Origin of the sequence: Paenibacillus provencensis (assembly GCF_042678545.1) — a bacterium.
Taxonomy (GTDB): Bacteria; Bacillota; Bacilli; order Paenibacillales; family Paenibacillaceae; genus Paenibacillus; species Paenibacillus provencensis.
In genome coordinates this window covers 2,943,180-2,965,845 of sequence record NZ_JBHTKX010000001.1, presented here as the reverse complement: position 1 = coordinate 2,965,845, position 22,666 = coordinate 2,943,180, and the positions used below count along the sequence as shown (strand labels likewise).

Sequence of the window (22,666 nt, the reverse complement as noted above, 5' to 3'; positions counted from 1 at the left end):
TAAAATTACTCCCTGAAATAGCAAGACCCGATTCACAAGCTAGCTGTGAATCGGGTCTTTCTCATCTATATATACTCTATCTTTTCATACTGCGTTTTGTTTATAGCTTCCTGAAGAGCAGCATCATAGCATTTTATTTAGAATGCCCAGTTCCCCTGCTTGAAGACTGCCTCTTCCCTGCCATCCTTCGTAATTCCAATGATGTCGAGCTCACCGGAACCGATCATGAAATCGGTATGCGCCACACTTGTGTTCAGCCCACGTTCACGCAGCTCTTCTGGAGAGAGCTCTGTGCCGCCTTCAACACAAGCAGAGTAAGCACTGCCGATGGCTAGGTGACAGCTGGCATTCTCATCGAACAGGGTCTTATAGAACAGGATGTTGGAATCGGAAATTGGTGAATGATGTGGAACGAGTGCCACTTCTCCTAGATAGTGGGAGCCGTCGTCCATTCCGACAAGACCTTTCAAGGTTTCTTCGCCTTTCTCTGCTGTAACCTTGGTTACGCGTCCGTTCTCAAACGTGAACGTGAAATTATCAATGATATTACCACTGTAGCTGAGCGGCTTCGTGCTGGATACGGTTCCATTCACTCCTGTACGGAACGGAGCAGAGTATACCTCTTCTGTCGGCAGGTTCGGTACGAACCAAACGCCTTTTTCATTCTCCTTGTTGCCGCCAAGCCATACGTGGTTCTCAGGCAGATCGAGCTTAAGATCCGTTCCCGGACCAATAAAATGAAGCTGCTTGTACTGCTTGCTGTTCAGATAGCTGGATTTCTCCTTCAGGGTAGCCACATGCTTCTCCCAAGCGGCAATTCGGGCTGATCTGCACGAACCATTTGGAAGATGGCGTCCCAGAGCTTCGCCACAGCTTCTTCCTCAGGCACATCAGGGAACACCTTGGTTGCCCATCCTGCAGATGGAGCCGAGCCAAGTGTCCAGCTTACCTTGAAGGATTGAGTCAGCTGGCGGAATCTGGTAAGGGCATTGCTCGCTGTTTTGTTGGCATTGATGATCTTTTGCGGAGAAACACCGGCTAGCAGATCTGGATCATCCGATTTGATCGTAATGAAGGCAGCCCCATTCTCAGCCTGCTCGATCCGTTCTGCTGCGGCATGCGTAGGAACATCCAGGAAAGACTCCTCTGATCCCATGTCGTATTGAATACGGGATACGGCATCATCTGACCAGTTTACTTTGACCTTGTACGCACCGGCTTCATAAGATTTTTTGACAATTGCACGAGCAAGCTCAGGAAAATCAATCGAAATATTGAGCACGACCGTTTGTCCTTGTTGAACATTGACACCGACCTTAACGAGGAGCTCGGCATAATTGTTGAGTTTAGTTTGAAAATCCATTTTGAAATATCCTCCCTATTTCCTGCCTGGTAAATATTGATCTCTTCTAGTGTACTGCTAATTGTCTCGAAATCAAAATGAAAGTAATGATATGATGAAGAAAGAATACGTAGGAAGTTAGTTCAAGTAGTTGATTTATGATCAGGGGGCTGTTGCTGCATATGAGTAACCATTTAGCACATAAACTTCAAATTGATCTGAACTGTGACCTGGGGGAGGGATATGGGGCGTATCCTTCGACCTCCGATGCACAGATGATGAAATACATATCGAGTGCGAACATTGCCTGTGGCTATCATGCGGGGGACCCAGGGAAGATGAGAGAAGCTGTACAGCTGGCACTCGCACATGGGGTTGCGATTGGAGCACATCCCAGCTTGCCGGATCTCATCGGTTTCGGCAGAAGGGAAATGGCCGTCACTCCTCAGGAAGTATTCGATATGACCTTGTACCAGATTGGAGCACTCATTGCGATTGCTAAGGCAGAGGGAGCAGAGCTGTCTCATGTGAAGCCTCATGGAGCACTGTACAATATGGCTGCTGAGCGGGAACCGATCGCAAGAGCGATTGCCGAAGCTGTATATCGTGTGGATTCGAGGCTGATTCTGTTTGGTCTGGCAGGAAGTCATTCCATTCATACTGCAGAAGAGGTCGGTATTAGAACGGCTAGCGAGGTATTTGCTGATCGTACCTATGAAGCAGGTGGAACATTGACTCCGAGACATATTAAGGGAGCAGTAATTCATGATTCTTCCGCTTGTGTGCGGCAGGCACTGAGGATGATTCAATCCGGAGAAGTCATTTCACGGGAAGGAACACCGATTAAGATCAAGGCTGACACGTTATGTATTCATGGCGACACGCCAGAGGCTATTGAGCATGCTCTGCAATTAAGAGAAGCTTTCAAGCAGCAGGGGATCGAGGTGCGAAGAGCGGGTGAGTGGGTATGAATGAGGACCATAAAGAGAATCAGGATCAGGGTCATATGGAAGTAAAAATACCAAAATTAATCTCTATGGGTGACTCTGCCGTTCTGATTGAATTTGATCAGCGAATCGATCCTGAGATTCACGTGCAAGTGCGTTCGTGCTTGATCCAGCTGGAGGCGCAGGCTTTTCCTGGGATGCTCGAATGTGTACCTGCATACGCGAGCATTACAGTTCATTACGACCCCATTGTAGTGATGCGTGACGTAAGCGGGGCATTTGAAATGTGTTCCGGATGTGACGAAGGGCTAGACAGAAGTGCGCAGTATGTTTCCCCATCACAGCGAGTTAGAAGTTACATCACGGCGCTGCTCGGCAAGTCTTCTCAATTTCAGCGCGAAGAGCCAAGATCTATCACGATTCCCGTATGGTACGGAGGAGAAGCGGGACCCGATTTGGAGGAAGTGACCCGTCATACAGGCCTATCTGCTGAAGATGTGATTCGAGAGCATACCACTCCGGAGTACACCGTGTATATGATAGGATTCTCTCCGGGATTCCCTTATCTTGGCGGGATGAATCAACGGATCGCCACACCAAGAAGAGCCGCGCCTCGCACGCAGGTTCCGGCAGGAAGTGTCGGGATTGCAGGAGGACAGACAGGGGTGTACCCACAGACTACACCTGGGGGATGGCAGATCATTGGCAGAACACCGCTGCAGTTGTTTAATCCGCTGGTGAAAGAGCCTTCCTTGCTTCAAGCCGGGGATCGGGTGCGATTTCAGCCCATCTCGGAGAAGGAGTACAGATCTGCAAACATCAGAAGTGTTTCTCTATTTCAGGGAGGCGGTGAACAGTGAGTATTCGTGTGATAAAGCCCGGACTACTGACGACAATACAGGACTTGGGTAGATGGGGGTATCAGAAATACGGGGTTCCTGTCTCGGGTGCGATGGACAAGGATGCGGTCAGAATCGCAAATATGCTCGTAGGTAATGAAGAGGCAGACGCAGTGCTTGAGGTGACTTTATCTGGAGCTGAATTTAGGATGGAGCACACAGGCCTAATAGCGGTTTGTGGTGGGAATCTAAGACCCGTTATAGACGACATGCCGTTGCCAATGTGGAGGCCAGTTATTGTAAACGAAGGAAGCAGGATCAAATTCAGAGGACCTGATTATTCCAGCAAAAGGGGATGCAGAGCCTATATTGCATTTGCTGGAGGGATCGATGTTCCCGTTCTGATGGGAAGCCGGAGTACTTATATAAGAAGTGAGCTGGGAGGTTATTCGGGCAGGATGCTGCAAGCGGGAGACGTTCTGTCTGTTCTTAAACCCGGAGAATGCAGCCGTTTACTCGAACAGAGGATTGCTGAAGAAAGGCGGGTCAAGCATATTGGGTATGTAACTACAGCCTGGTACGTTGATCCGTCTGGGTTCTATCCCAGAGAGAATGTCATCAGGGTCATGGAGGGAAGTCATTTTTCATGGATGACAGCACGTGGTCAACAAAGTTTTGTATACCAGAAATATCGGATCGAGCCAAGCTCAGATCGGATGGGATATCGGCTCCGTGGAACGGAGGGTCCCTTAGAACTTACAGGTGAGATTGAGCTTCTCTCCGAGGGGGTAACCGATGGGACCATTCAGCTGCCGCCCAGTGGAGAACCTATTCTTCTGCTGGCTGACCGACAGACGACAGGAGGATACCCTAGAATAGCCCATGTCGCAAGTGCGGATCTCGCACTCCTTGCACAGCTTCCTCCAGGTGCTCAGCTGTCCTTTCACCTCATCAGCGTGCAGGAAGCGGAGAGGCTTCTAATAATGAAGGAAACACAGATGAACCAGCTTAGGCATTCTATCAAATTAAAAGCGTTCCTCGGCCACTAGCTGGTTCTTTTTCTGTACATAGTTTATTACCATTCTCAGCATAGGCGGAACCGCAAAAAATATAAAGAGCAGGCGGAACAGCTGATAGACAGCAACAATGGATAGATCTGCACCGATCTCGTGCGCCATAATACTCATCTGATCCATTCCTCCTGGAGCCAGGCTTAACAGCGCGGTTGGAAGACTGACCGAACCAAACACAGACAACAAGTAACTCAGTATACCCGCGCCGGCGACGAGCAGCAGACTTGAAGTGATCGAGAGGGATAAGATTTTAAACCTTTGTGTAAATTGTCCAGGCTTAAGCAGCAGTCCGAGATATGCACCAATGAGCACCTGAGCCCCATTGAGGACGGAAGTAGGAAGAATTGGACCAACTATTCCCGTCATTTGCAGCAATGCTGTACCCATCATTGGTCCGAGGAGCGGGGCAGTTGGAAATTTCAATTGCTTGGCTGCCCACGCGCTCAGAATACAGACCACAGCATACAGCACATAATTCAAAATCATACTTTGATCGCTGCCGATCATCGCGGTGGCTGCTTCAGTAATTCCGGCACCTGAACGCTCATGAGTCTGACCGACGATGGGGCTGAAGAGCAGGGCAGGAACGGATATGATGATGGTCATTAAACGAATGACCTGCATGACGGTGACGATCGTTACATTCACTCCTTTGGTTTCCTCGGCGAGGGTTACGACCTGGCTCAAGCCGCCAGGGATACTGCCCATCAGCATCGTCAGGAAATCCGTTCGCATCAGCCGGGACAAAATGACGGACATGCCGGCGCACAGCAGGAGCAATAGTACAGTCATAAGCAGCATGGTCGGCAGATGCCGTGTAATTTCCTTGAGAGCAGAGAGAGTGAAGGACAAGCCCATCGTATACGCAACAATGATCATGCCTGTATTTCGCAGAGAGACGTTCCACTCAAAATGAATTCTCCATTTAGTAGAGCCGATCAGCACAAATACCATAGGACCGAGCAGCCAGGAGAGTGGAATGTGAAGAAGATCAAACACCCAGCCACCGAGTATGGCAGTGAGCAGAGTTAAGCTAAGGCGCGCTGCTTTGTTTTTACGTAATATGTCGGGCATAACGAGGATCATCCTGTTCTGTATTGGATTCATGGAGCATATGTCGTTCTCGTATGTATATCATCCTGTTAAGCATACTACTCTTTGCTTACATTATGAAAGTGATTAATAAATTTAATCATACATTTATGCTAGCTTCAGATCATAATAAGGAGCTTGGTAATCAGGATGTTTTGGTTAGAACTGAAGTGTTTTTTGAGGTTGATGAATATTTAAGTTACAAAAAAATAATTACATTTTAGACTACTACAAATTGGCTATAAGCTTTGTTCAGGGTAAACTTGAAATAAGAGATCTCCCCCGCACGTTGCTTCGGCAAGTGGAACAGGGGGAGACATTTTTATATATGGGGGATTTTTATTTGTTTGAGGAAGAAGAATTCTAAAAAGACCAACCACCTTCCATGAACAACTAGACATACTGATTCAAAGAGGATTAATCGTTGAAGATGAGGAACGAGCGTTAGATCCTGCAAAGAGTCAACTACTCAGATTTACTGCCTACATCCTTACCTTCAAACAAAATGATAAATTCTTCACAGGTATAACCTTCGGTATAATTTACGACCATTATCAGTTTGACACTAAATTCCGGAATCTATTAATGGAAATTATAGAATATATAGAGATATCATTTCGAACTCAAATCTAACCGTATTGCACTTGAATATGGTAACTTAGGAGCTATAGCTCACTATCGTGACAAATATGATGCTAAATACCCCATCTGGGTAGTAATAGGAATTATGAGTTTTGGAATGATCTCGAAACTCTACAACAACATGCCAACAGTAGATCAAAAATACTTATTACGAAGAAGTTCATTATAAAGATTTGAAGAATTGGTTAGAAGTACTGACTATTGTAAGAAATCGCTGTGCTCATTATAGTAGATTGTTCAATTATAAAATTAAAAACATAAAGTATCATAAGGATGAAATCGTTGAGCTCAGAAAAAATTTAATCTTTGGTATCATTTACAATTCAAAGTATTTAGTCACTGATCGAAGCTTTTGGACAAACGCAAAGTCTAATTGACCAATATAAGGATGTCGTAGATATAGGACTGATGGGTTTTCCAGAAACTTGGCATTCTTTACTTATAGATCAACATAGAAAAAGAAAGTAGACGAGACAAAACTGTAGATATGATATTTAGGGGATGTTGAACCAGCGTTTTTTGTTGTTGACAGATTATTCAATATTATATTTTTAGAATACTTCTTCGCGGTAGTTCTTATATTTATCTGTCTCATCTTCTTCTGACTGTCGTGTAGACTCCTCAGACATTCTACTGATTGATACCTCTGGATGATTCAGACTGTACTTGCCTAGACTTCTATTTATAATAGCGTAATCCTCAAATGTATTTTTCCCTAAGAAAATGACGCTTTGATCTCCTTTTTGAAGTTCTACATAACCGTCAACGATTAATTTGGTTTCTCCATCCAACGAGTTCAATGATTGATATCGTTTTTTGATCTTGCGGGAAAGTGTAGAAGTCCTGAACTTCCCCATCTCCATAATAAGTAATCTTATGGTCTCTATCGATAAAGCTTTTAGTAGGTGTCCCGATTATAATTAGTTCTGTTCTGCCAACTGATCCATATGATCAACGCTTTCATACTGAAAAGAATTGGTGCTTAATGATATGACGTCATTGTAAGGTGCTTTTTCTTTTTTCAGATGCAGCACTCTGAAAAGGGTTTTTGAATAGTGGCCCACAGGCTCAGTAAGAGAAATGATTCGGTAGAAGCGACAGCGCTTGGATTGGAAAAGATACCGCATAGACAAATTCAAACAGCTTTCCAAACCAAGAAGGGTTGGACGAACATTCGCATACAGAGCCCCCGTATCCGCATTCCCGCCAGCGTGTGATAATTGATTCAGCTAACAACTTGATTAAATGATGTAGAGGTCTAATCGTTGAAGATGATGAAAGTGATTAGTTTATTTGATTGATGTCCGAATCATCGTGTCACTTTGAGTCTTTTATAATTATTATAATTTAGTTTATTAAATGTGTCCGGTATTAATGATCTGAATTGTTATATAGATAAACGCACCAAGGAAGGAGAGGAGAACAATAGAAGCTGTTGAGGAGTGTGTAGCTGCAGTAAAAGATGGGGAAATAGAAAGGTTCAGATATATCGTAGAACATTATCAGCAACAAATTTATATTTATTGCAGTCGAATCCTTAATAGTGAACAAGATGCGGAAGATGCTATTCAAGAAATTTTCTTAAAGACATATAAAGCCATACCTTCTTATACCCCTAAGATCAGTTTTAATTCTTGGATATATAAAATAGCTTACAATCATTGCATGAATATACTAAGAAAAAGGAAATTAAACTCAAAGCTAGACTCCATACTAAAACTAGATTCAAGCAATAAGTATCTTGAAAATTTTGATACAGGCGTCTTTTCACCTCATTTGGAAGAAATATTCTTCAAAGTATTAAGAGATGAAGAGAGAAATTTAATGATCTTGCATGTGTTCCATGAAAAAAACTATCAAGAAATCGCTGAAATTATTGGGAAGAGTCCAGAAGCCATTCGAAAGAAGATTAGTCGAATCAAAGAAAAAATAAAAATAGAATATACAAAAAGTAGAAAGGAAGATGAGCAATGCGTATTCACGATGTAGAAAACGAGAACTTGAAGAGATACAGTAAGCTCGACGATGATTACAAACCAATATCTGTTACAGATAAAGTTATGATGAGAATCGAAAATGCTCGAGATACTACGGTTATACCTGGATTTAAAAAATTTAGGAGTGTGCCCGTAATGTTAATCTTCTGTCTTTGTTTCGTCTCATTAACAACTTATGCTGCTACAGAAATAGCAGCCATTTATAATAAACAGGGAAAAGTAGTAGTCGATACTTTCACAATTGAACAAAATAGTGAAGCAATTATAACTCAAAATTCAGTAGCGGCGAGCTCAAAACCTCATGCGAAGGAAGGTCAAGTAATCGCATATTATGCTGATAACAGTGATTTTAAGACAGAGAGGGGTTCTGACAAAGTTCTTTTTGAGTACAATCCTAAAGAATATTATGACATGGACCAACTAATGGAAGACTCTATGAAATATAGTTCACCATCTTTAAAAGCTCCTACGGTTTTACCAGGTGGATATGAATTCGATCACGGTAAGATAGTGCCGAGAATTCCTCTAGCAGGAGATGGAGTAAATTCAGAATACAATGAGATTTTATCCGAACTTACCCTGTTAGCAAAAAGTCTAGGCGATAATCAATTAGCTACCAAAAACATTGAGTGGAATGAGTCGGACGGAATACACATGTATTTCTCAGATTTGGAAGGTAGCATTACACTTGTCTTAATAGCAAGCTATGGCGAGAAAATTAGCTTAAGTAAGTCTGAGGCATCTGTAAGTCAAAAAATAATTATTGGAGATCAAGAAGCTCTATTCATCACTGGAGACCAAGAAAATTATAACACTAAATTAGCTTGGTATGATGAATCAACATCAACTGCATTCTTCTTGGCAGATAACTCAAGGGAACTTATTAAAAAGGAAGACTTAATTAAAATTGCAGAGAGTGTAATTAATTAACCCAGTCATCTATAAAGAAAGAGTCCGATGAAGTAAGACCATCGGACATCTAATGAGCCCTTCCACGAGAGAAGAATTGGGGAAGGGTGCAACAGTATGCTGGCCCCAGGCTCGGTAAGCGAAATGATTCGGTAGAAGCGATAGCGTTCGTATTTGGATTGGAAAGAATACTGCATAGATAAATTTAAAAGCTTTCCAATCCAAGAACGATCGGACGAACATTCGCTTATAGAGCCCCCACGACCAGCTGAACTTATCTGTGCATCTATAGAGCCCCTCACTAATCTTCCATTCTACGAAGCGCCACAATCAGCTCAAAGAGTCCGATGAAGAAAGACCATCGGACACCTAACGAGCCCTTCCCCCAAGAGAAGAATAGGGGAAGGGCCCTCAAATGCTGGCCAAAAGGCTCAGTAAGCGAAATGATTCGGTAGAAGCGCCAGCGTTCGTATTTGGATTGGAAAGAATACCGCATAGATAAATTTAAAAGCTTTCCTATCCAAGAACGATCGGACGAACATTCGCTTATAGAGCCCCCCACGGCCAGCGGCATGATCTTTCCCTCTACGAAGCCCCACAATCAGCTGAACTTATCTTTCCATCTACAGAGCCCTCCATGGCCAGCAAAATATAAGGTTTTCGCAATTATTCTCACCTGACCATATTCTTCAACACCAGCATTAAGTTGCCCGGCTTCTCCGCAAGCCTCCTCGTATAATACGGGTACCACATTGTCCCATATGGCACATAGCATCTCACCCGGTAACCTTCGGCAGCAAGCCGTTCTTGCTCCTGCATCCTCAGCCCGTAGAGCATCTGGAACTCAAATTTTTCCTTGGAAATTCCATGCTCCTCTGCATATCTCTTTGTAAATTGAATGATCCGATCATCATGCGAAGCAATTGCCGTATAAACGTCCTGATCCAAATGTAACTGAATGATGCGCTCAAACTGGTGGCGTACATCCTTTGCATTCTGATAAGCAATCGAAGCATCTTCCTTGTATGCACCTTTCACCAGACGTAGTGAAATATGATTCTGGATACAATCCAGTACATCTTGTTCTGTGCGAAATAGATAAGCCTGCACGACAGTGCCGACGTTGGTGAGTCCCGCTTGGTGAAGCCTTTTCACCATCCGAAGAGTGGCTTCGGTGTACGGAGAATCCTCCATATCGATTCTGACAAAATTACGATGATACTTGGCCTCGCGAGCGACGGCCCGAATATTCTGGTAGCATGCTTCCGGATCAAGGGCGAGCCCCATCTGGGTTGGTTTCAAAGATACGTTGGATTTGACTTTCGCCTTAGATATCCCTTCGATTAGACGAAGGTACTCATCGCGGTAGACCGTCGCCTGATCCAGCTCCTTGATGCCCTCACCAAGATGATCCAGAGTAGCCATGATTCCAATCTCATTGAGTTTCTGTACTTCCGCAAGAGCCCCATTCAAATGCTCACTAGCAATAAATCGTCTTGCGAGCGATTGTCCGTATTTTATGGTAAGCCGTTCAACCCTTCTATTGCCGGCGATCGTAAGTAACGTTTTTCGATACAGCTCGTTCATGGTTATCATGGGCGATATCTCCCTTCTCTCCTTTCATATGTATGGAGAGAAGGGAGGTTAAATAACAATCCTATACGGAAAATAAGCCGTATTCTCGCAAGTGAGAACACGGCTTGTTCAATCTTGTCGTCCAATTCGTAGATCGTAGGAAGAGACGAGGCAAAGACTTGAATTAATTCATATGCAGGAAACGCTCTCCGGCAATACCCGGTGTCGTCATTTGTTCAGGATGTAGAATCTCATCCAGTTCCTCTAGCGTCAGCAGCCCGCGTTCCAGAATAATGGCCGTAATGGTTGAGCCTGTACGCAGAGCTTCCTTAATAACACCGGCAGCAACATCATAGCCGAGGTGTGGATTCAGTGCAGTAATCATGCTGAAGCTTTGATCCAGAACCTCTTTGATCCGTTTGCGGTTTGCCTCTAAATCCTTCACCAGGAAATCATGGAATGCACTCATCCCGTTATTCATTATTTTCAAGGATTGAAGCAGATTAAAGGCGATGACCGGTCCCATTACATTCAGCTCGAATTGCCCTGCTTCACAGGCCAGCGCAATGGTATGATCGTTACCGATGATTTGGAATGAAATCTGGTTCATTACCTCGGCCATTACCGGGTTCACCTTGCCAGGCATAATGGAGGAGCCTGGTTGTCGCGGCGGCAGGAGCAGCTCGGAGAATCCTGCTCTTGGTCCTGAAGCCATGAGGCGAATATCATTACAGATCTTGGACATGTTCACAGCGCATACCTTGAGTGCTGCCGAGAGTTCAAGATAACTGTCCGTATTTTGGGTTGCATCCACCAAATCTTCTGCTGTATAGAGGGGGAGTCCGGTGATTTGCGATAGATGGCTGGTTACCTTCTCTATATATTCCACTTTGGCGTTAAGACCTGTACCGACAGCGGTCGCTCCAAGGTTGATGGAGAGGAGGCGTTTGGTTGCATGATCCAACCGTTCAATATCACGGGAGAGGACTCTTGCATAAGCACCAAATTCTTGTCCAAGCTTAATCGGAACAGCATCCTGCAGATGAGTACGCCCGACTTTGACAACATCATCGAATTCCTTCTCTTTGCGTTTGAATCCCTCTGCAAGCTCCTTCATCGTACCCAGCAGATGCTCACTTAAGCGATATGCTGCGATACGGAGGGCCGTAGGAATGGCATCATTGGTCGACTGGGACATATTTACATGATTGTTAGGATTGCAATGAAAGTAGTCGCCTTTGTTTTGATTAAGCAGCTCCAGGCCGCGGTTTGCGAGAACTTCATTCATATTCATATTGATCGAGGTGCCAGCACCGCCCTGAATGGAATCAACGATGAAATGATCAAGATGCTTGCCTTGCATGACTTCTTCCGCAGCGGTAATGATGGCACTGCCGATCGGCTGAGGAAGCATCTTCAAGTCCATGTTGGCAGCGGCGGCGGCTTTTTTGACAGCGGCTAATGCAGTGATCAATTCCTTTTCAATAGGAACTCCTGTGATCGGAAAATTCTCGACGGCGCGCATCGTTTGGATGCCATAGTAGGCATTTTCGGGGATGGCTTTTTCGCCGATAAAATCTTTTTCAGTTCTAATTAATCCTGACACTTTTATTCCCTCCAATAGGAAACGGTTATGATGTGCTTGTCGAGTGTACATCGCTGTTTTGCAAACAAGCACTACTAGTATACCTCAAAGCATCCAAGATTTTCACAAAAAAGCTGATAGGGTTATATCTTTCCCCTATGTAGTATATGCAGATAGAGAGGAAATGGACAGGGGAGGCGTTTATCCGATTCATGCAATTTGTCTACAGAGGAGAGACAGTTAAAATTAAGAAAAAAGGTGGAATCAACCACAGAACACATAAGGTTAATTCCACCTAGATAGAATCAACCATAGAACACATATGGTTAATTCCACCGGATAATATATTACGATTGTTTGGTATCGAGCGGTTTCAGCATACTCTCAATTACATTGCGTCTGTCCTCAAGGAAAGGGGGGAGGGCCAAAGATTCTCCCAGATGAAGAATGTCCTCATCCGTATCAAAGCCTGGGCCGTCCGTAGCCAGCTCAAACAGGATACGATTGCCTTCACGGAAATAGAGGGATCTGAAATAGAAACGATCAACAAATCCGGAATTCGGAAAGCCATAGCTGTTGATCCGCGGTATCCACGCCTTCAGCTGCTCTTCATTCTCTACGCGCAGAGCCACATGGTGGACACTTCCACGTCCTGGACGTTCAACAGGCAGATCCGTTCTTTCTTCAATATGAATCTCAGTACCGCTGCCCCCTTCACCAACCTCGTACACCTCAATATCCGGCTGCCCCGGAGTCGTGGAAGGATAGCTGCCTTTATGGCGGAAGCCCAGCACTTCAATCAGCACCGCTGCTGTATGCTCACCTTGCTCTACCGTCAGCTGTACCGGACCGAGCCCGACAATGGCATGCTCCTGAGGAATTACACTTTTCTCCCAAGGGACTCCACCGGCAACTCCTTCATTATGCTCATCGGAGACGAGAATGAGGCGCTGCTGTTCAAAATCGCGAAAAGCCAGTGTCTTGCGTCCAGCGCGCTCCACAATATCATCATGATCGACGTTGAGCTCCTCAAAACGCTGCTTCCAATAATCAAGGGAGGCATCGCTCGGCACCCGAAGGGAAGTAGCGGAAATACTGTTTGTCCCTGTGCGGGTCTGTCCCGCATTTGGCATTTCGAAGAAGGTCAGCTCCGTGCCCGGATTTCCTTTTTCATCACCGTAAAATAGATGGTACATCGAATTGTCGTCTTGATTTACCGTTTTTTTGATAAGGCGAAGGCCCAGGGTTTTGGTGTAAAATTCGAAATTCTCTGGTGCTTTGGCTGTAAGTGCAGATACGTGATGGATTCCTTTAATTGCAGCGAGTTCAGTCATAATAAGATAACCTCCTCATAATGGATATAAATTATACTAATGGATACATGCGAATTATCAGTTAGTCTTGCAGCTTCTTGAGCAGCTTAAGCAGCTCCTTGCGCTCGTCCTTGCTTAGTTTGCTGAATTGGGATGCTTGGAATTGCTCTTGTGCAGGTACAACCTCGTCATATAGTGTTCTTCCTTGATCAGTAAGCGATACATATTTTGTCTTCCATTCGGTTTCCCGCTGAATCAGACCTATTTCCTCCATTTTACTCAGCAGCTGAGTAATATTGCCCTTGGTGACAAGCAGCTTGTTTGCCAGCTCTTGCTGTGATAACCGTTCCTCGGTGCCCACCTGAACTAGGACGTCAAATTGAGCAGCTGATAAATTCCATGCCTTCAGATGCTGGTTATTCTCCCTGATGTTATAGTTATAGATACGGGATAGCCGGAACCATAGCAGCAGACCGAGCCGTTCCTCCGGTTTGGACAGGTGGGGAGGAGTGAAGTGTGCTTCATTCATCCGAGTTCCTCCTTCAAAGAAATTTGAGTTTAGAACTAAACTTATTAAGATCAGTTTATGATTAAACTGATAGAATGTCAACTGCTATTTTGCTGTGAACTTTAACTGGGACTTCAATGTCTATTTCAGTGATTGTCTTCTAATATCATGGCTTTTCATTCCCATAGAGATCCATTATGATCAAATAAACTCTATTCTCGAAAGAAAGAGGAGAGATCCTTGCATCGTGTTATTGCCAATTTATCCATCTTCAATCCTTATGATGCACCGAGGTTTGAATTCTTGTCCCTTGCTCATATAGGAGCGGTGACTTTCATAATGGTTCTGCTGCTTGTTATGTTTCTGTATCGACAGAAGCTGAAGCACTCCGAGTCGGCTCGAAAAACGCTGCGCTATACGTTACTGGCCGTGCTGGTCCTGTCACAGCTGATGCTTGAAGCATGGTATCAGATCTATGATCTGTGGGACCCTGTTTATACACTGCCACTGGAGCTATGCAGCATTACGCTTCTCCTATCTTGTGTTATGCTGGTGACCCGAAATCGAATGCTGTATATCCTTGTGTTCTATGCCGGAATCTGCGGTGCTCTGGCTGCACTAATGACACCTGATTTGATATACACGTTTCCTCATTTTCGTTTCATACAGTTCTTCATCGCCCATGGTGCAATTATCGCTGCTGCATTATACATGACCTGGATTGAGCAGATTAGACTGACAATAACCTCGGTTCCGCTCACCATGCTGCTGCTTAACGTCATCGCGGGTATCGTATGGTGCTTCAATCAATTGTTCGGGGCGAATTATATGTTCCTGTCGCACAAGCCGGAGTCACCTTCCATATTAGATATGCTTGGGCCTTATCCCTACTATATTCTCGTCGAAGAGCTGGTCGCGTTCGTGTTATTTGCCATGATGTACACCTTCTTCTTCTATATTCCGTCACGAGCCACAAGCAAGACGGTAAGCGAGGATCAAGTAACTCTCTAAAAAAACAGGAAAACAATTCAATCCAAGGAAAACCCTGCTGATTTTAATGAAATCAGCAGGGTTTTTTGCTTGAAAATCCACAAAACTAACAAAACTTAACCTGCAGTTTACACTGCTTTGACCATGTGCACTTGGCATCAAGTTAGACTAGGTCCGTAGAGAGGTACAGAGAGATCATTAACAAATGGAGGTTCGCTTAATGAAGGTGGAACTGCACTGCCACACCCGGATTTCGGACGGATCCTGTACTTTTGAGGAAGTACTTGAGCTGGCTGAGCAAGAGCATGTCACATGCCTTGCAATAACGAATCATGACACAACGTCAGGCCTCAGTGAAATGGTCCTTCAAGGCACAGAAAAAGGAATAGAAATCATACCTGGCATTGAAATATCGGCCTACGATTTTACAAGAAATCGCCGGGTTCACATTTTGGGATACATGATTGATCCGGCTGACAGGGGCATCGCCGAGCTCTGCAATCCGCTGATAGAGCGGAGACATGAAGGCTGCAGGCGGGCAGTAAATCTTCTGGCGGCTAACGGATATCACATTACTTGGGAACAGGTGAAGGAGTATGCAGCAGGTGGAACCGGTGTCTATAAGCAGCATATCATGCATGCATTAATCGATGCGGGCTACACAGAATCCATATATGGCGGGCTGTACAAAACGTTGTTCTCCCGTGGAAGCAGCGGGGAAGCTCCCGGTCTTGCCTACATGCCGATGGAATATGTCAGCGCGAAGGATGCGGTAAGCACAATTCTGCAGGCAGGGGGAGTTCCGGTATTAGCTCATCCGGGTCAATATGACAGCTATGATATCGTTCCTGAGCTCGTATCTTACGGACTGCAAGGAATTGAAAGGCTGCATCCGCTGCATGGTCCAGAAGACGAGAAGCGAGTCATGATGCTTGCAGAAGAGCATGGACTATTTATGTCAGGCGGATCTGATTTTCATGGATTTTACGGCGAGAAGGAAGTACGACTTGGCAGCAAAAGTCCAGGGATGAATGCAGTAACGGCAATCAAGGCCAGCCAAAGGCATCTTCACAACTCAAGCTTGACCTGACTTTACGATGAACGGGAGGGAATGTCGGGATGTCTGATGAGATGGAAATTATGGATTATTTCGTTTCAAGCATACAGTCAGGAAGGTATGAGCCACATGATAAGCTCCCGTCGGAGAATGAGATCGCAGACAGGATGAAGGTTCCCCGGATCACGGCTCGCAAAGCTTATCAGAGACTGCAGGAGCTGGGATATATCTACTCTATGCAAGGCAAGGGCAGCTTTGTCAGGGACAGGCATCAGCAGATTCCTCTTGTACTGAATTCGGATAAGAGCTTCAGTCAGAAGATGATCGAGATGGGCTTCGATTATGAGTCAAGAAATATACGATGCGAAAAAATTGTATTCAATCACAAAATCTATGAAATGCTTCAAGCCTCGGAGCAAGAGAATGTCTATAGAATAGACCGGCTCCGATTGATCGAGGGTCAACCGCTCGCCTTGCACAGCTCATACGTATCAGAGACCCGGTTTCCTGATATCGGACATGCCGGCAGAGAGCTCGGCTCCATCTTTCAATACTACAAGAGCAAAGGATATACAGCGTTTCAATCCCATCAGACACAATTAAGGCTGACTTATCCGAACAAGCAGGAGCGTGAGCTCTTGGAATGCTCCAGTCTGATCCCTTTGCTGGTGCTGGAATCTGCTTGCGCAGACAAGGAATCGGGACAAACGCTTGAATACAGCAAAATTATGTACAGGGGAGATTCATTTACTTATGTCATCTAATTCAGCCATGGCCGGCTTGAAGAGATTGGAGGCTTATATATGAAACGGAAGCAGAGGACAGAGATACTCATTAGCAGACCGCCTGTACTCATGAAGTCAATGGCGGATGAAATTGTAGGCAAATATGAGACAAGCATCATTGAAGAGCCGAACCCGGGACTTGTGATGGTGAAGGTGAGGGAGACAGCGAAGCAAAGTCTTTTTTACCTTGGTGAAGTACTGGTAACGGAATGTAAGGTTAAGGTAGGCGAATCCATCGGAATCGGACTCGTCAGAGGCGAGGAGAGCGAGGCGGCATATCATCTAGCAGTGATCGATGCCGCATATTCGGCAGGGCTGGATGAAACGGCGCATTGGGAAGCACTGCTACTGAAGGAACAGGAAATGCTTATCGAAGAGCGGGCCGAGAAGCGCCGTAGGCTGCTCACTACCAAGGTCGATTTTGACACAATGGATCAGGATTAAGGGGGAGCAGATATGCTGAATCAAGTTCATGACATACAACAAGCTTATCGAAAAGTAGTAGATGCATTATCGAGACCAGGTACAGTCCAGGATCTATCTGATGCTGCTCTTAAATTGGATCATAGAACAGACTGCTATGCTGTAACACTCGTGCTTGCGAGGATGCTTCTGGATACGGAAGTAACCTTTAAGATCATTGGTGAGGACGAGGAAGAGCTGACACAGTATATCAGCCGGTTAACCTATGCGAAACGTGCAGAAGTACACGATGCTGATTATATATTCGTTACACATACCGCAGCCCCCGGCAGCGTGTCTGAGGCACTGAAGCTCGCGAGAATTGGAGAAATGAATGATCCGCATTTATCGGCAACACTCATCGCCGAGCTGCCCAGCGTCGTCAGCGGCGAGCGGCGTTTACTTCGAGGGCCTGGAATCGATCAATATACGGTGTGCGAAATGCAGACCCTGACCATGGGGAACTGGGAGATGGTTCGGGCAGAACGAAATGCAGAGTTCCCACTTGGTGTCGATATGATATTCGCAGATGCTTCTCATCGCGTATTAGCTTTGCCAAGAACGACTCAAATGGAGCAGGAGGTGCATTAAATGGGTTACGTTGCAGTCAAGGGGGGCACGAAGGCAATTGAGGAGTCGCTTCGGCGCCTTCAATACGAACGAGTGAAGCGAGAACAGACGCTGTCCACCTCACATATTGAGGCCGGAATGCGGGGGCTCATAGATCAAGTGATGTCCGAGAGCAGCATGTACAGTGAATCCCTTGCAGCACTTGCCATTAAGCAGGCGGAGGGCAATCCCGAGGAGGCTGTATTTCTGCTCAGAGCTTACCGCTCGACACTGCCTCGCAAAGCCTACTCCCAGGTGGTCACATCAGATCAAATGCGGGTAGAGCGGAGAATATCGGCATCATTTAAGGACATTCCAGGGGGGCAGATTCTTGGAGCGACGACGGATTACTCCCACCGACTGCTCGACTTCGAATTGCGGGAAGAGACGGAAACTGACATTCGCGAATGGCTGGCTGCTTATTCTAAACAAGACGACGCTGATGGAGATGCTGTAGGAGCTTCAAAAAACATGGAGAGCGGTGCGCTTCCCAAAGTACTTGATTACCTTCGCCGGGAAGGTCTGATTCCGGAATGCCCGCTGGATCACACAGAGCCGGATGATGTGACACGGACCAGCCTGGCTTTTCCGGCAAGCCGCAGTGAGAAGCTGCAGATCTTATCACGGGGACAGACGGGGGCGGTAACTTCTCTTGCTTACGCGGTTATACGGGGCTACGGCATGGTACATCCAACCGTGGGCGAGCTGCGAGTAGGGTATCTCCCTGTTTATGTAAATAGTCCATTTGAGAGTGATGGAGACGAGGAGGATGCTTATTACATCGGGGATATCCAAGTTACAGAGGTTGAGATGCTCGTTCCGAGCACTGTAGATAAGGAGCACGGGAAGAAGGAGCTGGAGTTCGACTTTGGTTACGGATTATGCTACGGCCAGAACGAGACGAAGGCTATTGCGATGAGTATTTTGGACAAGAGTCTGGAGGCGGGTGACAAGTCCATTCCAACACAGAATGAAGAGTTCGTGCTCTATCATATCGATTCGGTAGAGTCAACCGGATTTATCTCTCATTTGAAAATGCCGCATTACGTCACATTCCAGTCCAAACTGAATGATGTGCGCAAGATCAGAAAGGCAGCTGAACCTAGCGCCGCAGAGGAGAATCAATATGCATAATGCCTATAATTTCGCCTTCCTAGATGAAGGATCCAAACGGGAAATTCGCCGGGCAACCTTGAAGGCGATTGCCATTCCGGGGTATCAGGTTCCATTTGCTTCAAGAGAGATGCCCATCGGACGGGGATGGGGAACCGGCGGATTACAGCTTACACTATCGCTTGTCGGTCAAGACGATAAGCTTAAAGTCATTGACCAAGGCTCGGATGAATCGGTCAACGCGGTCAGTATCAAGAAGCTGATTCAGAAGACGACCGGAATCCAGACTGTTGATGATACGGAAGATGCAACGTTGATACAATCACGTCACCGGGTACCAGAGGTGCCGCTTCAGGAAGGACAAATTCTTGTACTGCAGGTGCCTATGCCAGAACCGCTTCGTGCATACGAGTCTAGTGAGCTGCAAACGAAACGGCTTCACGGAGAGAAGGAGTACAGCGGAGCCTGGCTGATGTTGTTCGAGCAGATTATGAAGTATGGAGGTATATCAACCGGTGCCGATCATCCGGTTATGGTGCAGGATCGCTATGTGATGGCACCAAGCCCGATCCCTAAGTTCGATAATCCCAAGCTGAACAGCTCTGAGGCGCTCATCCTTCTCGGAGCGGGCAGAGAGAAGAAGATTTACGCCGTACCGCCTTACACTAGAGTGGAATCTCTGGATTTCGAAGATGTGCCGTTCGCTCCAGAGAGCTTCAGCGGTATCCAATGTGCTCAGTGCGGAGCTGAGCATGTGTTTATGGATGAGCTGTACGATGCGGAGGCAGAGACGACTTATTACCAGTGTAACGATACCAGTTACTGCATGGCTAGAGTAAATGAGCAGAGCTCATCTATGGAAGAAAAACGCTAATGAAGAGGGGTGAGAGTTATGCATGCTTCAGATGAGCCTATTTTGAAAATACGAGATTTGAACAAGCAGTTTGGTACAGGATGCCCAAGATGCAGTAATCCGGCTGACAGACAGCTGGACCGAAACTATTGCCCCGTCTGCGGGACCGTGTATTCCTGCCGGGACGTAAGCTTTGATCTGTATCCAGGAGAAGTGCTGGGGATCGTTGGGGAGAGCGGCAGCGGGAAATCGACGCTGATGAAATGTCTGTACTTTGATCAGGACGTCACCAGCGGGGAAGCCATACTAAACGTGTACAAGGACGGTTCGATTAATTTGTTCGAGGAGTCTTCCCAGCAAAAAAGATACATTCGCAACCAGCTGATGGGCAAGGTGTACCAGAACCCGGTGCTGGGGCTGCGCCTGCGGTTCTCTTCAATCGGCAACATTGCCGAGAAGATGATTGCGGCAGGAAGCCGCCATGTGCAGGCGATGGAAGAACGCGGGAGCGAGCTGCTCACGAAGGTTCATATTCCTGTATATCGCATGAAGGAAGCACCGGAGAACTTCTCTGGTGGAATGCAGCAGAGAGTCCAGATTGCGAAGGCATTGTCAAACAATCCACCGATACTTCTGCTTGATGAAGTGACTACCGGTCTTGATTTGTCCGTGCAGGCAAGTGTGCTTGATCTGATCAAGCATTTGCAGAGAGAGCTGAATATCAGCATCCTGCTGGTATCCCATGATCTTGGAGTCATTCGCATGCTGGCCGACCGCACCCTCGTTATGCTGGATGGGCAGATTATTGAACAGGGCTTAACGGATCAAATTCTGGAGGATCCTCAGCATGCTTATACACAGCAGCTTGTTCACTCGTTATTGTAAGGATCGTAAGGAGATTAAGAATCGTGATGAAAAATGGGGAAGGGAGTCGTTCCTATGTATGTGATTACAGGTGGAATTATTGTGACAGAGGAGGCTCTTCTGGAGGGCTATGACCTTCTGATCGAACACGGGCGGATTGCAGGAATGGTTCCTGCGGGGGAGGAAGCACACCGATCCGATGCGGAGATTATTGATGCGAAGGGCGGTTATGTCACACCGGGCATGATTGACATTCATTCCGATTACATTGAGCATATGACAGCACCGCGCCCAACGTCGCTGATCCATTTTGGCCTGAGCCTGAGGGAAACAGAGAAGGAGCTTATCTCGCATGGCATCACGACGATGTATCATTCACTCTCTATCTTCAAATCGGCGGATTACAAGTACCGCCCGATCCGTGAGCCGGAGAATGTGCGCAAGCTGCTCGAGCTGATTAATCAGACCCACTATGAGAAGCATTTGATTCGCCATCGGTTCCACGCCCGCTTTGAGATCGATAATCTCAACCAGGTAGATAATCTGAAAACCTACATCAAAGAGGATAAAGTACATCTGGTCTCCTTTATGGATCACACACCTGGTCAAGGACAATACAGGGACCTGGAGGTATATAAGACAACGATTCGCGGCTACGATGATGTGACGGACGAAGGACTGAGCGTGCTGATTGCCAATCATCAGACGAAGGAGAAATTAACGGTTGAGAGTATTAGAGAGATTGCAGAACTAGCGGCCTCGCGAGGCATTGCTATTGCGTCACATGACGACGACTCGCTGGACAAGCTGGAGCTGGTACAGAGCTTCGGAACGACCATCAGTGAATTCCCGATCACGCTTGAAATTGCACGTGAGGCAAAGAACAGGGGAATGTTCACTATCGCTGGTGCACCCAATGTCATATTGGGCGGATCTCACAGCGGAAATCTGTCAGCACAGGAGGCAATAAGCGAAGGGGTTATTGATGTACTATGCAGCGACTATTATCCGGCTTCAATGCTGCATGCGGTCTTCCAATTAGCGAGTGAGCTGGACCGGGATCTTGCAGAGATGTTTAAGCTTGTCACCCTTAATCCCGCCAAGGCGGTTCATATTGATGAAGAGGTCGGCTCCATCAAGATTGGTAAAAAAGCGGACCTTCTTATCGTCGAACGTCTTGAGCCGGATCAGTTCCCAGTGATTACGACAGTCTTCGTCGATGGCAAGCTGATTCAGCAGACAAACTACAGAATTTAAATAGACGGCGAAAGGTATCACGAAAGACCTGGGTTTCAGGTCCATCGGATCTATTGCAAGTGAACAAGGAGGATGAAGAGATGACACAACACCTGCTGTCTATTGAAGGAATGTCAAAATCCTTTACGCTGCATCATATGAACCAGCAGATTACAGCACTTCATAACATTAACCTGCATGTGAAGGAAGGGGAATTCGTTGGCATTACCGGAAAAAGCGGAAGCGGGAAATCGACGATTCTAAGATGTATCTACAGAACCTATCTGCCTGGGACAGGAGAAATCTGGTATGATTCAGCCCAATTTGGCAGGATCAACCTGGCTTCCGTATCCGAAAGAATGATCAGCCAGCTTCGCCGATCCGAGATCGGCTATGTGTCCCAGTTCCTGAACGTGATGCCCCGAACCTCTGCGAAGCAGCTAGTTCGTGAGGCAGTGCTTGAGATGGGACATGATTCGGAGTATGCCGAAGCAGAAGCAGTGAAGATGCTGACGCACTTCGAGCTGGATGAGGGGCTCTGGAACAGCTATCCGGCAACCTTCTCCGGAGGTGAGAAGCTGAGACTGAACATCGCAAGAGCGATGGTAAAGCGCCCCCGGCTTCTTCTCTTGGATGAGCCGACGGCAAGTCTCGATGAAGCCTCAAAGCTTAGAGTGAAGATGCTGATTGAGCAGCTGATGCAGGAAGGGACGACGATGCTGGGTATTTTTCATGACTTGGAATTTATGGACAGTCTTTGCACCAGGGAGTACAGAATTACAGATGGCACCTTCCAAGACGCCTTGAATTAACCCATTGTTTAACACGGGGTTGATAAACATCCTATGTTAAATCCCTATCATATTAATCTGATG

General features: G+C 46.2%; 24 protein-coding genes and 1 pseudogene. 18 read left to right on the top strand and 7 right to left on the bottom strand.

Annotated elements, in window-relative coordinates; translation table 11 throughout:
* Nucleotides 1-137 precede the first annotated feature (137 nt).
* Nucleotides 138-1,363: pseudogene (locus ACFQ3J_RS14370) on the bottom strand (aminopeptidase).
* A gap of 161 nt (nt 1,364-1,524) precedes the next feature.
* Here ACFQ3J_RS14370 and ACFQ3J_RS14365 point away from each other — a divergent pair.
* From ACFQ3J_RS14365 to ACFQ3J_RS14355, 3 genes are read left to right on the top strand one after another with little or no spacing between them, the layout of a single operon-like run.
* Nucleotides 1,525-2,313, top strand: coding sequence for a LamB/YcsF family protein (locus ACFQ3J_RS14365; protein WP_251582295.1), 789 nt, complete (start codon nt 1,525-1,527; stop codon nt 2,311-2,313).
* Nucleotides 2,310-3,149, top strand: coding sequence for a 5-oxoprolinase subunit PxpB (gene pxpB / locus ACFQ3J_RS14360; RefSeq protein ID WP_251582292.1), 840 nt, complete (start codon nt 2,310-2,312; stop codon nt 3,147-3,149). The genes ACFQ3J_RS14365 and pxpB overlap by 4 nt, the downstream gene beginning before the upstream one ends.
* Nucleotides 3,146-4,177: a 5-oxoprolinase subunit C family protein gene (locus ACFQ3J_RS14355; protein ID WP_251582290.1), complete on the top strand. Its 1,032-nt coding sequence runs from the start codon at nt 3,146-3,148 to the stop codon at nt 4,175-4,177. Before pxpB ends, ACFQ3J_RS14355 begins: the two co-directional genes overlap by 4 nt.
* Here ACFQ3J_RS14355 and ACFQ3J_RS14350 read toward each other — a convergent pair.
* Nucleotides 4,154-5,275, bottom strand: coding sequence for an AbrB family transcriptional regulator (locus ACFQ3J_RS14350; protein ID WP_251582287.1), 1,122 nt, complete (start codon nt 5,273-5,275; stop codon nt 4,154-4,156). The genes ACFQ3J_RS14355 and ACFQ3J_RS14350 overlap by 24 nt on opposite strands.
* A 378-nt stretch (nt 5,276-5,653) precedes the next feature.
* On the opposite strand from ACFQ3J_RS14350, the gene ACFQ3J_RS14345 reads away from it, so the two are divergent.
* Genes ACFQ3J_RS14345 through ACFQ3J_RS14335 form a run of 3 tightly spaced genes read left to right on the top strand, consistent with a single transcriptional unit; the run spans nt 5,654 to nt 6,312 of the window.
* Nucleotides 5,654-5,926, top strand: coding sequence for an Abi family protein (locus ACFQ3J_RS14345; RefSeq protein ID WP_379293338.1), 273 nt, complete (start codon nt 5,654-5,656; stop codon nt 5,924-5,926).
* A gap of 4 nt (nt 5,927-5,930) precedes the next feature.
* Nucleotides 5,931-6,104 (top strand): Abi family protein, encoded by a 174-nt coding sequence (locus ACFQ3J_RS14340; protein WP_379293336.1) that lies wholly within the window; start codon nt 5,931-5,933, stop codon nt 6,102-6,104.
* Nucleotides 6,105-6,108: 4 nt separating this feature from the next.
* A complete protein-coding gene (locus ACFQ3J_RS14335; RefSeq protein WP_379293057.1) occupies nt 6,109-6,312 on the top strand; it encodes an Abi family protein in 204 nt (67 codons plus the stop codon).
* Nucleotides 6,313-6,486: 174 nt separating this feature from the next.
* Here ACFQ3J_RS14335 and ACFQ3J_RS14330 read toward each other — a convergent pair whose 3' ends face one another.
* Nucleotides 6,487-6,798: a hypothetical protein gene (locus ACFQ3J_RS14330; RefSeq protein WP_251582285.1), complete on the bottom strand. Its 312-nt coding sequence runs from the start codon at nt 6,796-6,798 to the stop codon at nt 6,487-6,489.
* A gap of 532 nt (nt 6,799-7,330) precedes the next feature.
* Here ACFQ3J_RS14330 and ACFQ3J_RS14325 point away from each other — a divergent pair.
* A complete protein-coding gene (locus ACFQ3J_RS14325; RefSeq protein WP_311286624.1) occupies nt 7,331-7,924 on the top strand; it encodes an RNA polymerase sigma factor in 594 nt (197 codons plus the stop codon).
* Nucleotides 7,906-8,862, top strand: a complete 957-nt coding sequence (locus tag ACFQ3J_RS14320; protein ID WP_251582283.1) for a DUF4367 domain-containing protein — start codon at nt 7,906-7,908, stop codon at nt 8,860-8,862. The genes ACFQ3J_RS14325 and ACFQ3J_RS14320 overlap by 19 nt, the downstream gene beginning before the upstream one ends.
* A gap of 651 nt (nt 8,863-9,513) precedes the next feature.
* On the opposite strand, the gene ACFQ3J_RS14315 is transcribed toward ACFQ3J_RS14320, so the two are convergent.
* The 4 genes from ACFQ3J_RS14315 to ACFQ3J_RS14300 all read right to left on the bottom strand — a co-directional run bounded on the left by ACFQ3J_RS14315 (nt 9,514) and on the right by ACFQ3J_RS14300 (nt 13,843).
* Nucleotides 9,514-10,437 carry a proline dehydrogenase family protein gene (locus ACFQ3J_RS14315; protein ID WP_285850043.1) on the bottom strand — a complete coding sequence of 308 codons (924 nt, stop codon included), beginning with the start codon at nt 10,435-10,437 and terminating at the stop codon, nt 9,514-9,516.
* 163 nt (nt 10,438-10,600) lie between these two features.
* Nucleotides 10,601-12,028 (bottom strand): aspartate ammonia-lyase, encoded by a 1,428-nt coding sequence (locus tag ACFQ3J_RS14310; RefSeq protein WP_379293333.1) that lies wholly within the window; start codon nt 12,026-12,028, stop codon nt 10,601-10,603.
* A 320-nt stretch (nt 12,029-12,348) separates the two neighbouring features.
* Nucleotides 12,349-13,335 (bottom strand): ring-cleaving dioxygenase, encoded by a 987-nt coding sequence (locus ACFQ3J_RS14305; RefSeq protein ID WP_091153551.1) that lies wholly within the window; start codon nt 13,333-13,335, stop codon nt 12,349-12,351.
* Nucleotides 13,336-13,396: 61 nt separating this feature from the next.
* On the bottom strand, nt 13,397-13,843 hold the full coding sequence (locus tag ACFQ3J_RS14300; protein ID WP_251582278.1) for a MarR family winged helix-turn-helix transcriptional regulator: 447 nt from the start codon (nt 13,841-13,843) through the stop codon (nt 13,397-13,399).
* A gap of 219 nt (nt 13,844-14,062) precedes the next feature.
* On the opposite strand from ACFQ3J_RS14300, the gene ACFQ3J_RS14295 reads away from it, so the two are divergent.
* The 10 genes from ACFQ3J_RS14295 (at nt 14,063) to ACFQ3J_RS14250 (ending at nt 22,603) form a co-directional block, all read left to right on the top strand.
* Nucleotides 14,063-14,833 carry a YwaF family protein gene (locus tag ACFQ3J_RS14295; protein ID WP_251582276.1) on the top strand — a complete coding sequence of 257 codons (771 nt, stop codon included), beginning with the start codon at nt 14,063-14,065 and terminating at the stop codon, nt 14,831-14,833.
* A 199-nt stretch (nt 14,834-15,032) separates the two neighbouring features.
* The gene (locus ACFQ3J_RS14290; RefSeq protein ID WP_091153555.1) at nt 15,033-15,902 is read left to right on the top strand and encodes a PHP domain-containing protein; all 870 of its coding nucleotides are present in this window, start codon (nt 15,033-15,035) and stop codon (nt 15,900-15,902) included.
* 29 nt (nt 15,903-15,931) lie between these two features.
* The gene (locus ACFQ3J_RS14285; protein WP_091153557.1) at nt 15,932-16,633 is read left to right on the top strand and encodes a GntR family transcriptional regulator; all 702 of its coding nucleotides are present in this window, start codon (nt 15,932-15,934) and stop codon (nt 16,631-16,633) included.
* Between the two features lie 39 nt (nt 16,634-16,672).
* Nucleotides 16,673-17,098 carry a phosphonate C-P lyase system protein PhnG gene (phnG, locus tag ACFQ3J_RS14280; protein WP_091153560.1) on the top strand — a complete coding sequence of 142 codons (426 nt, stop codon included), beginning with the start codon at nt 16,673-16,675 and terminating at the stop codon, nt 17,096-17,098.
* 12 nt (nt 17,099-17,110) lie between these two features.
* Nucleotides 17,111-17,707: a phosphonate C-P lyase system protein PhnH gene (gene phnH, locus ACFQ3J_RS14275; RefSeq protein WP_091153561.1), complete on the top strand. Its 597-nt coding sequence runs from the start codon at nt 17,111-17,113 to the stop codon at nt 17,705-17,707.
* Nucleotides 17,708-18,859: a carbon-phosphorus lyase complex subunit PhnI gene (locus tag ACFQ3J_RS14270; RefSeq protein ID WP_091153564.1), complete on the top strand. Its 1,152-nt coding sequence runs from the start codon at nt 17,708-17,710 to the stop codon at nt 18,857-18,859.
* A complete protein-coding gene (locus tag ACFQ3J_RS14265) occupies nt 18,852-19,712 on the top strand; it encodes an alpha-D-ribose 1-methylphosphonate 5-phosphate C-P-lyase PhnJ (protein ID WP_091153566.1) in 861 nt (286 codons plus the stop codon). Before ACFQ3J_RS14270 ends, ACFQ3J_RS14265 begins: the two co-directional genes overlap by 8 nt.
* A gap of 18 nt (nt 19,713-19,730) precedes the next feature.
* On the top strand, nt 19,731-20,576 hold the full coding sequence (locus tag ACFQ3J_RS14260) for an ATP-binding cassette domain-containing protein (RefSeq protein ID WP_091153568.1): 846 nt from the start codon (nt 19,731-19,733) through the stop codon (nt 20,574-20,576).
* A 54-nt stretch (nt 20,577-20,630) separates the two neighbouring features.
* The gene (gene phnM, locus ACFQ3J_RS14255) at nt 20,631-21,812 is read left to right on the top strand and encodes a phosphonate metabolism protein PhnM (protein WP_091153570.1); all 1,182 of its coding nucleotides are present in this window, start codon (nt 20,631-20,633) and stop codon (nt 21,810-21,812) included.
* 80 nt (nt 21,813-21,892) lie between these two features.
* Nucleotides 21,893-22,603 carry a phosphonate C-P lyase system protein PhnL gene (locus tag ACFQ3J_RS14250; RefSeq protein WP_091153572.1) on the top strand — a complete coding sequence of 237 codons (711 nt, stop codon included), beginning with the start codon at nt 21,893-21,895 and terminating at the stop codon, nt 22,601-22,603.
* Nucleotides 22,604-22,666: the final 63 nt, after the last annotated feature.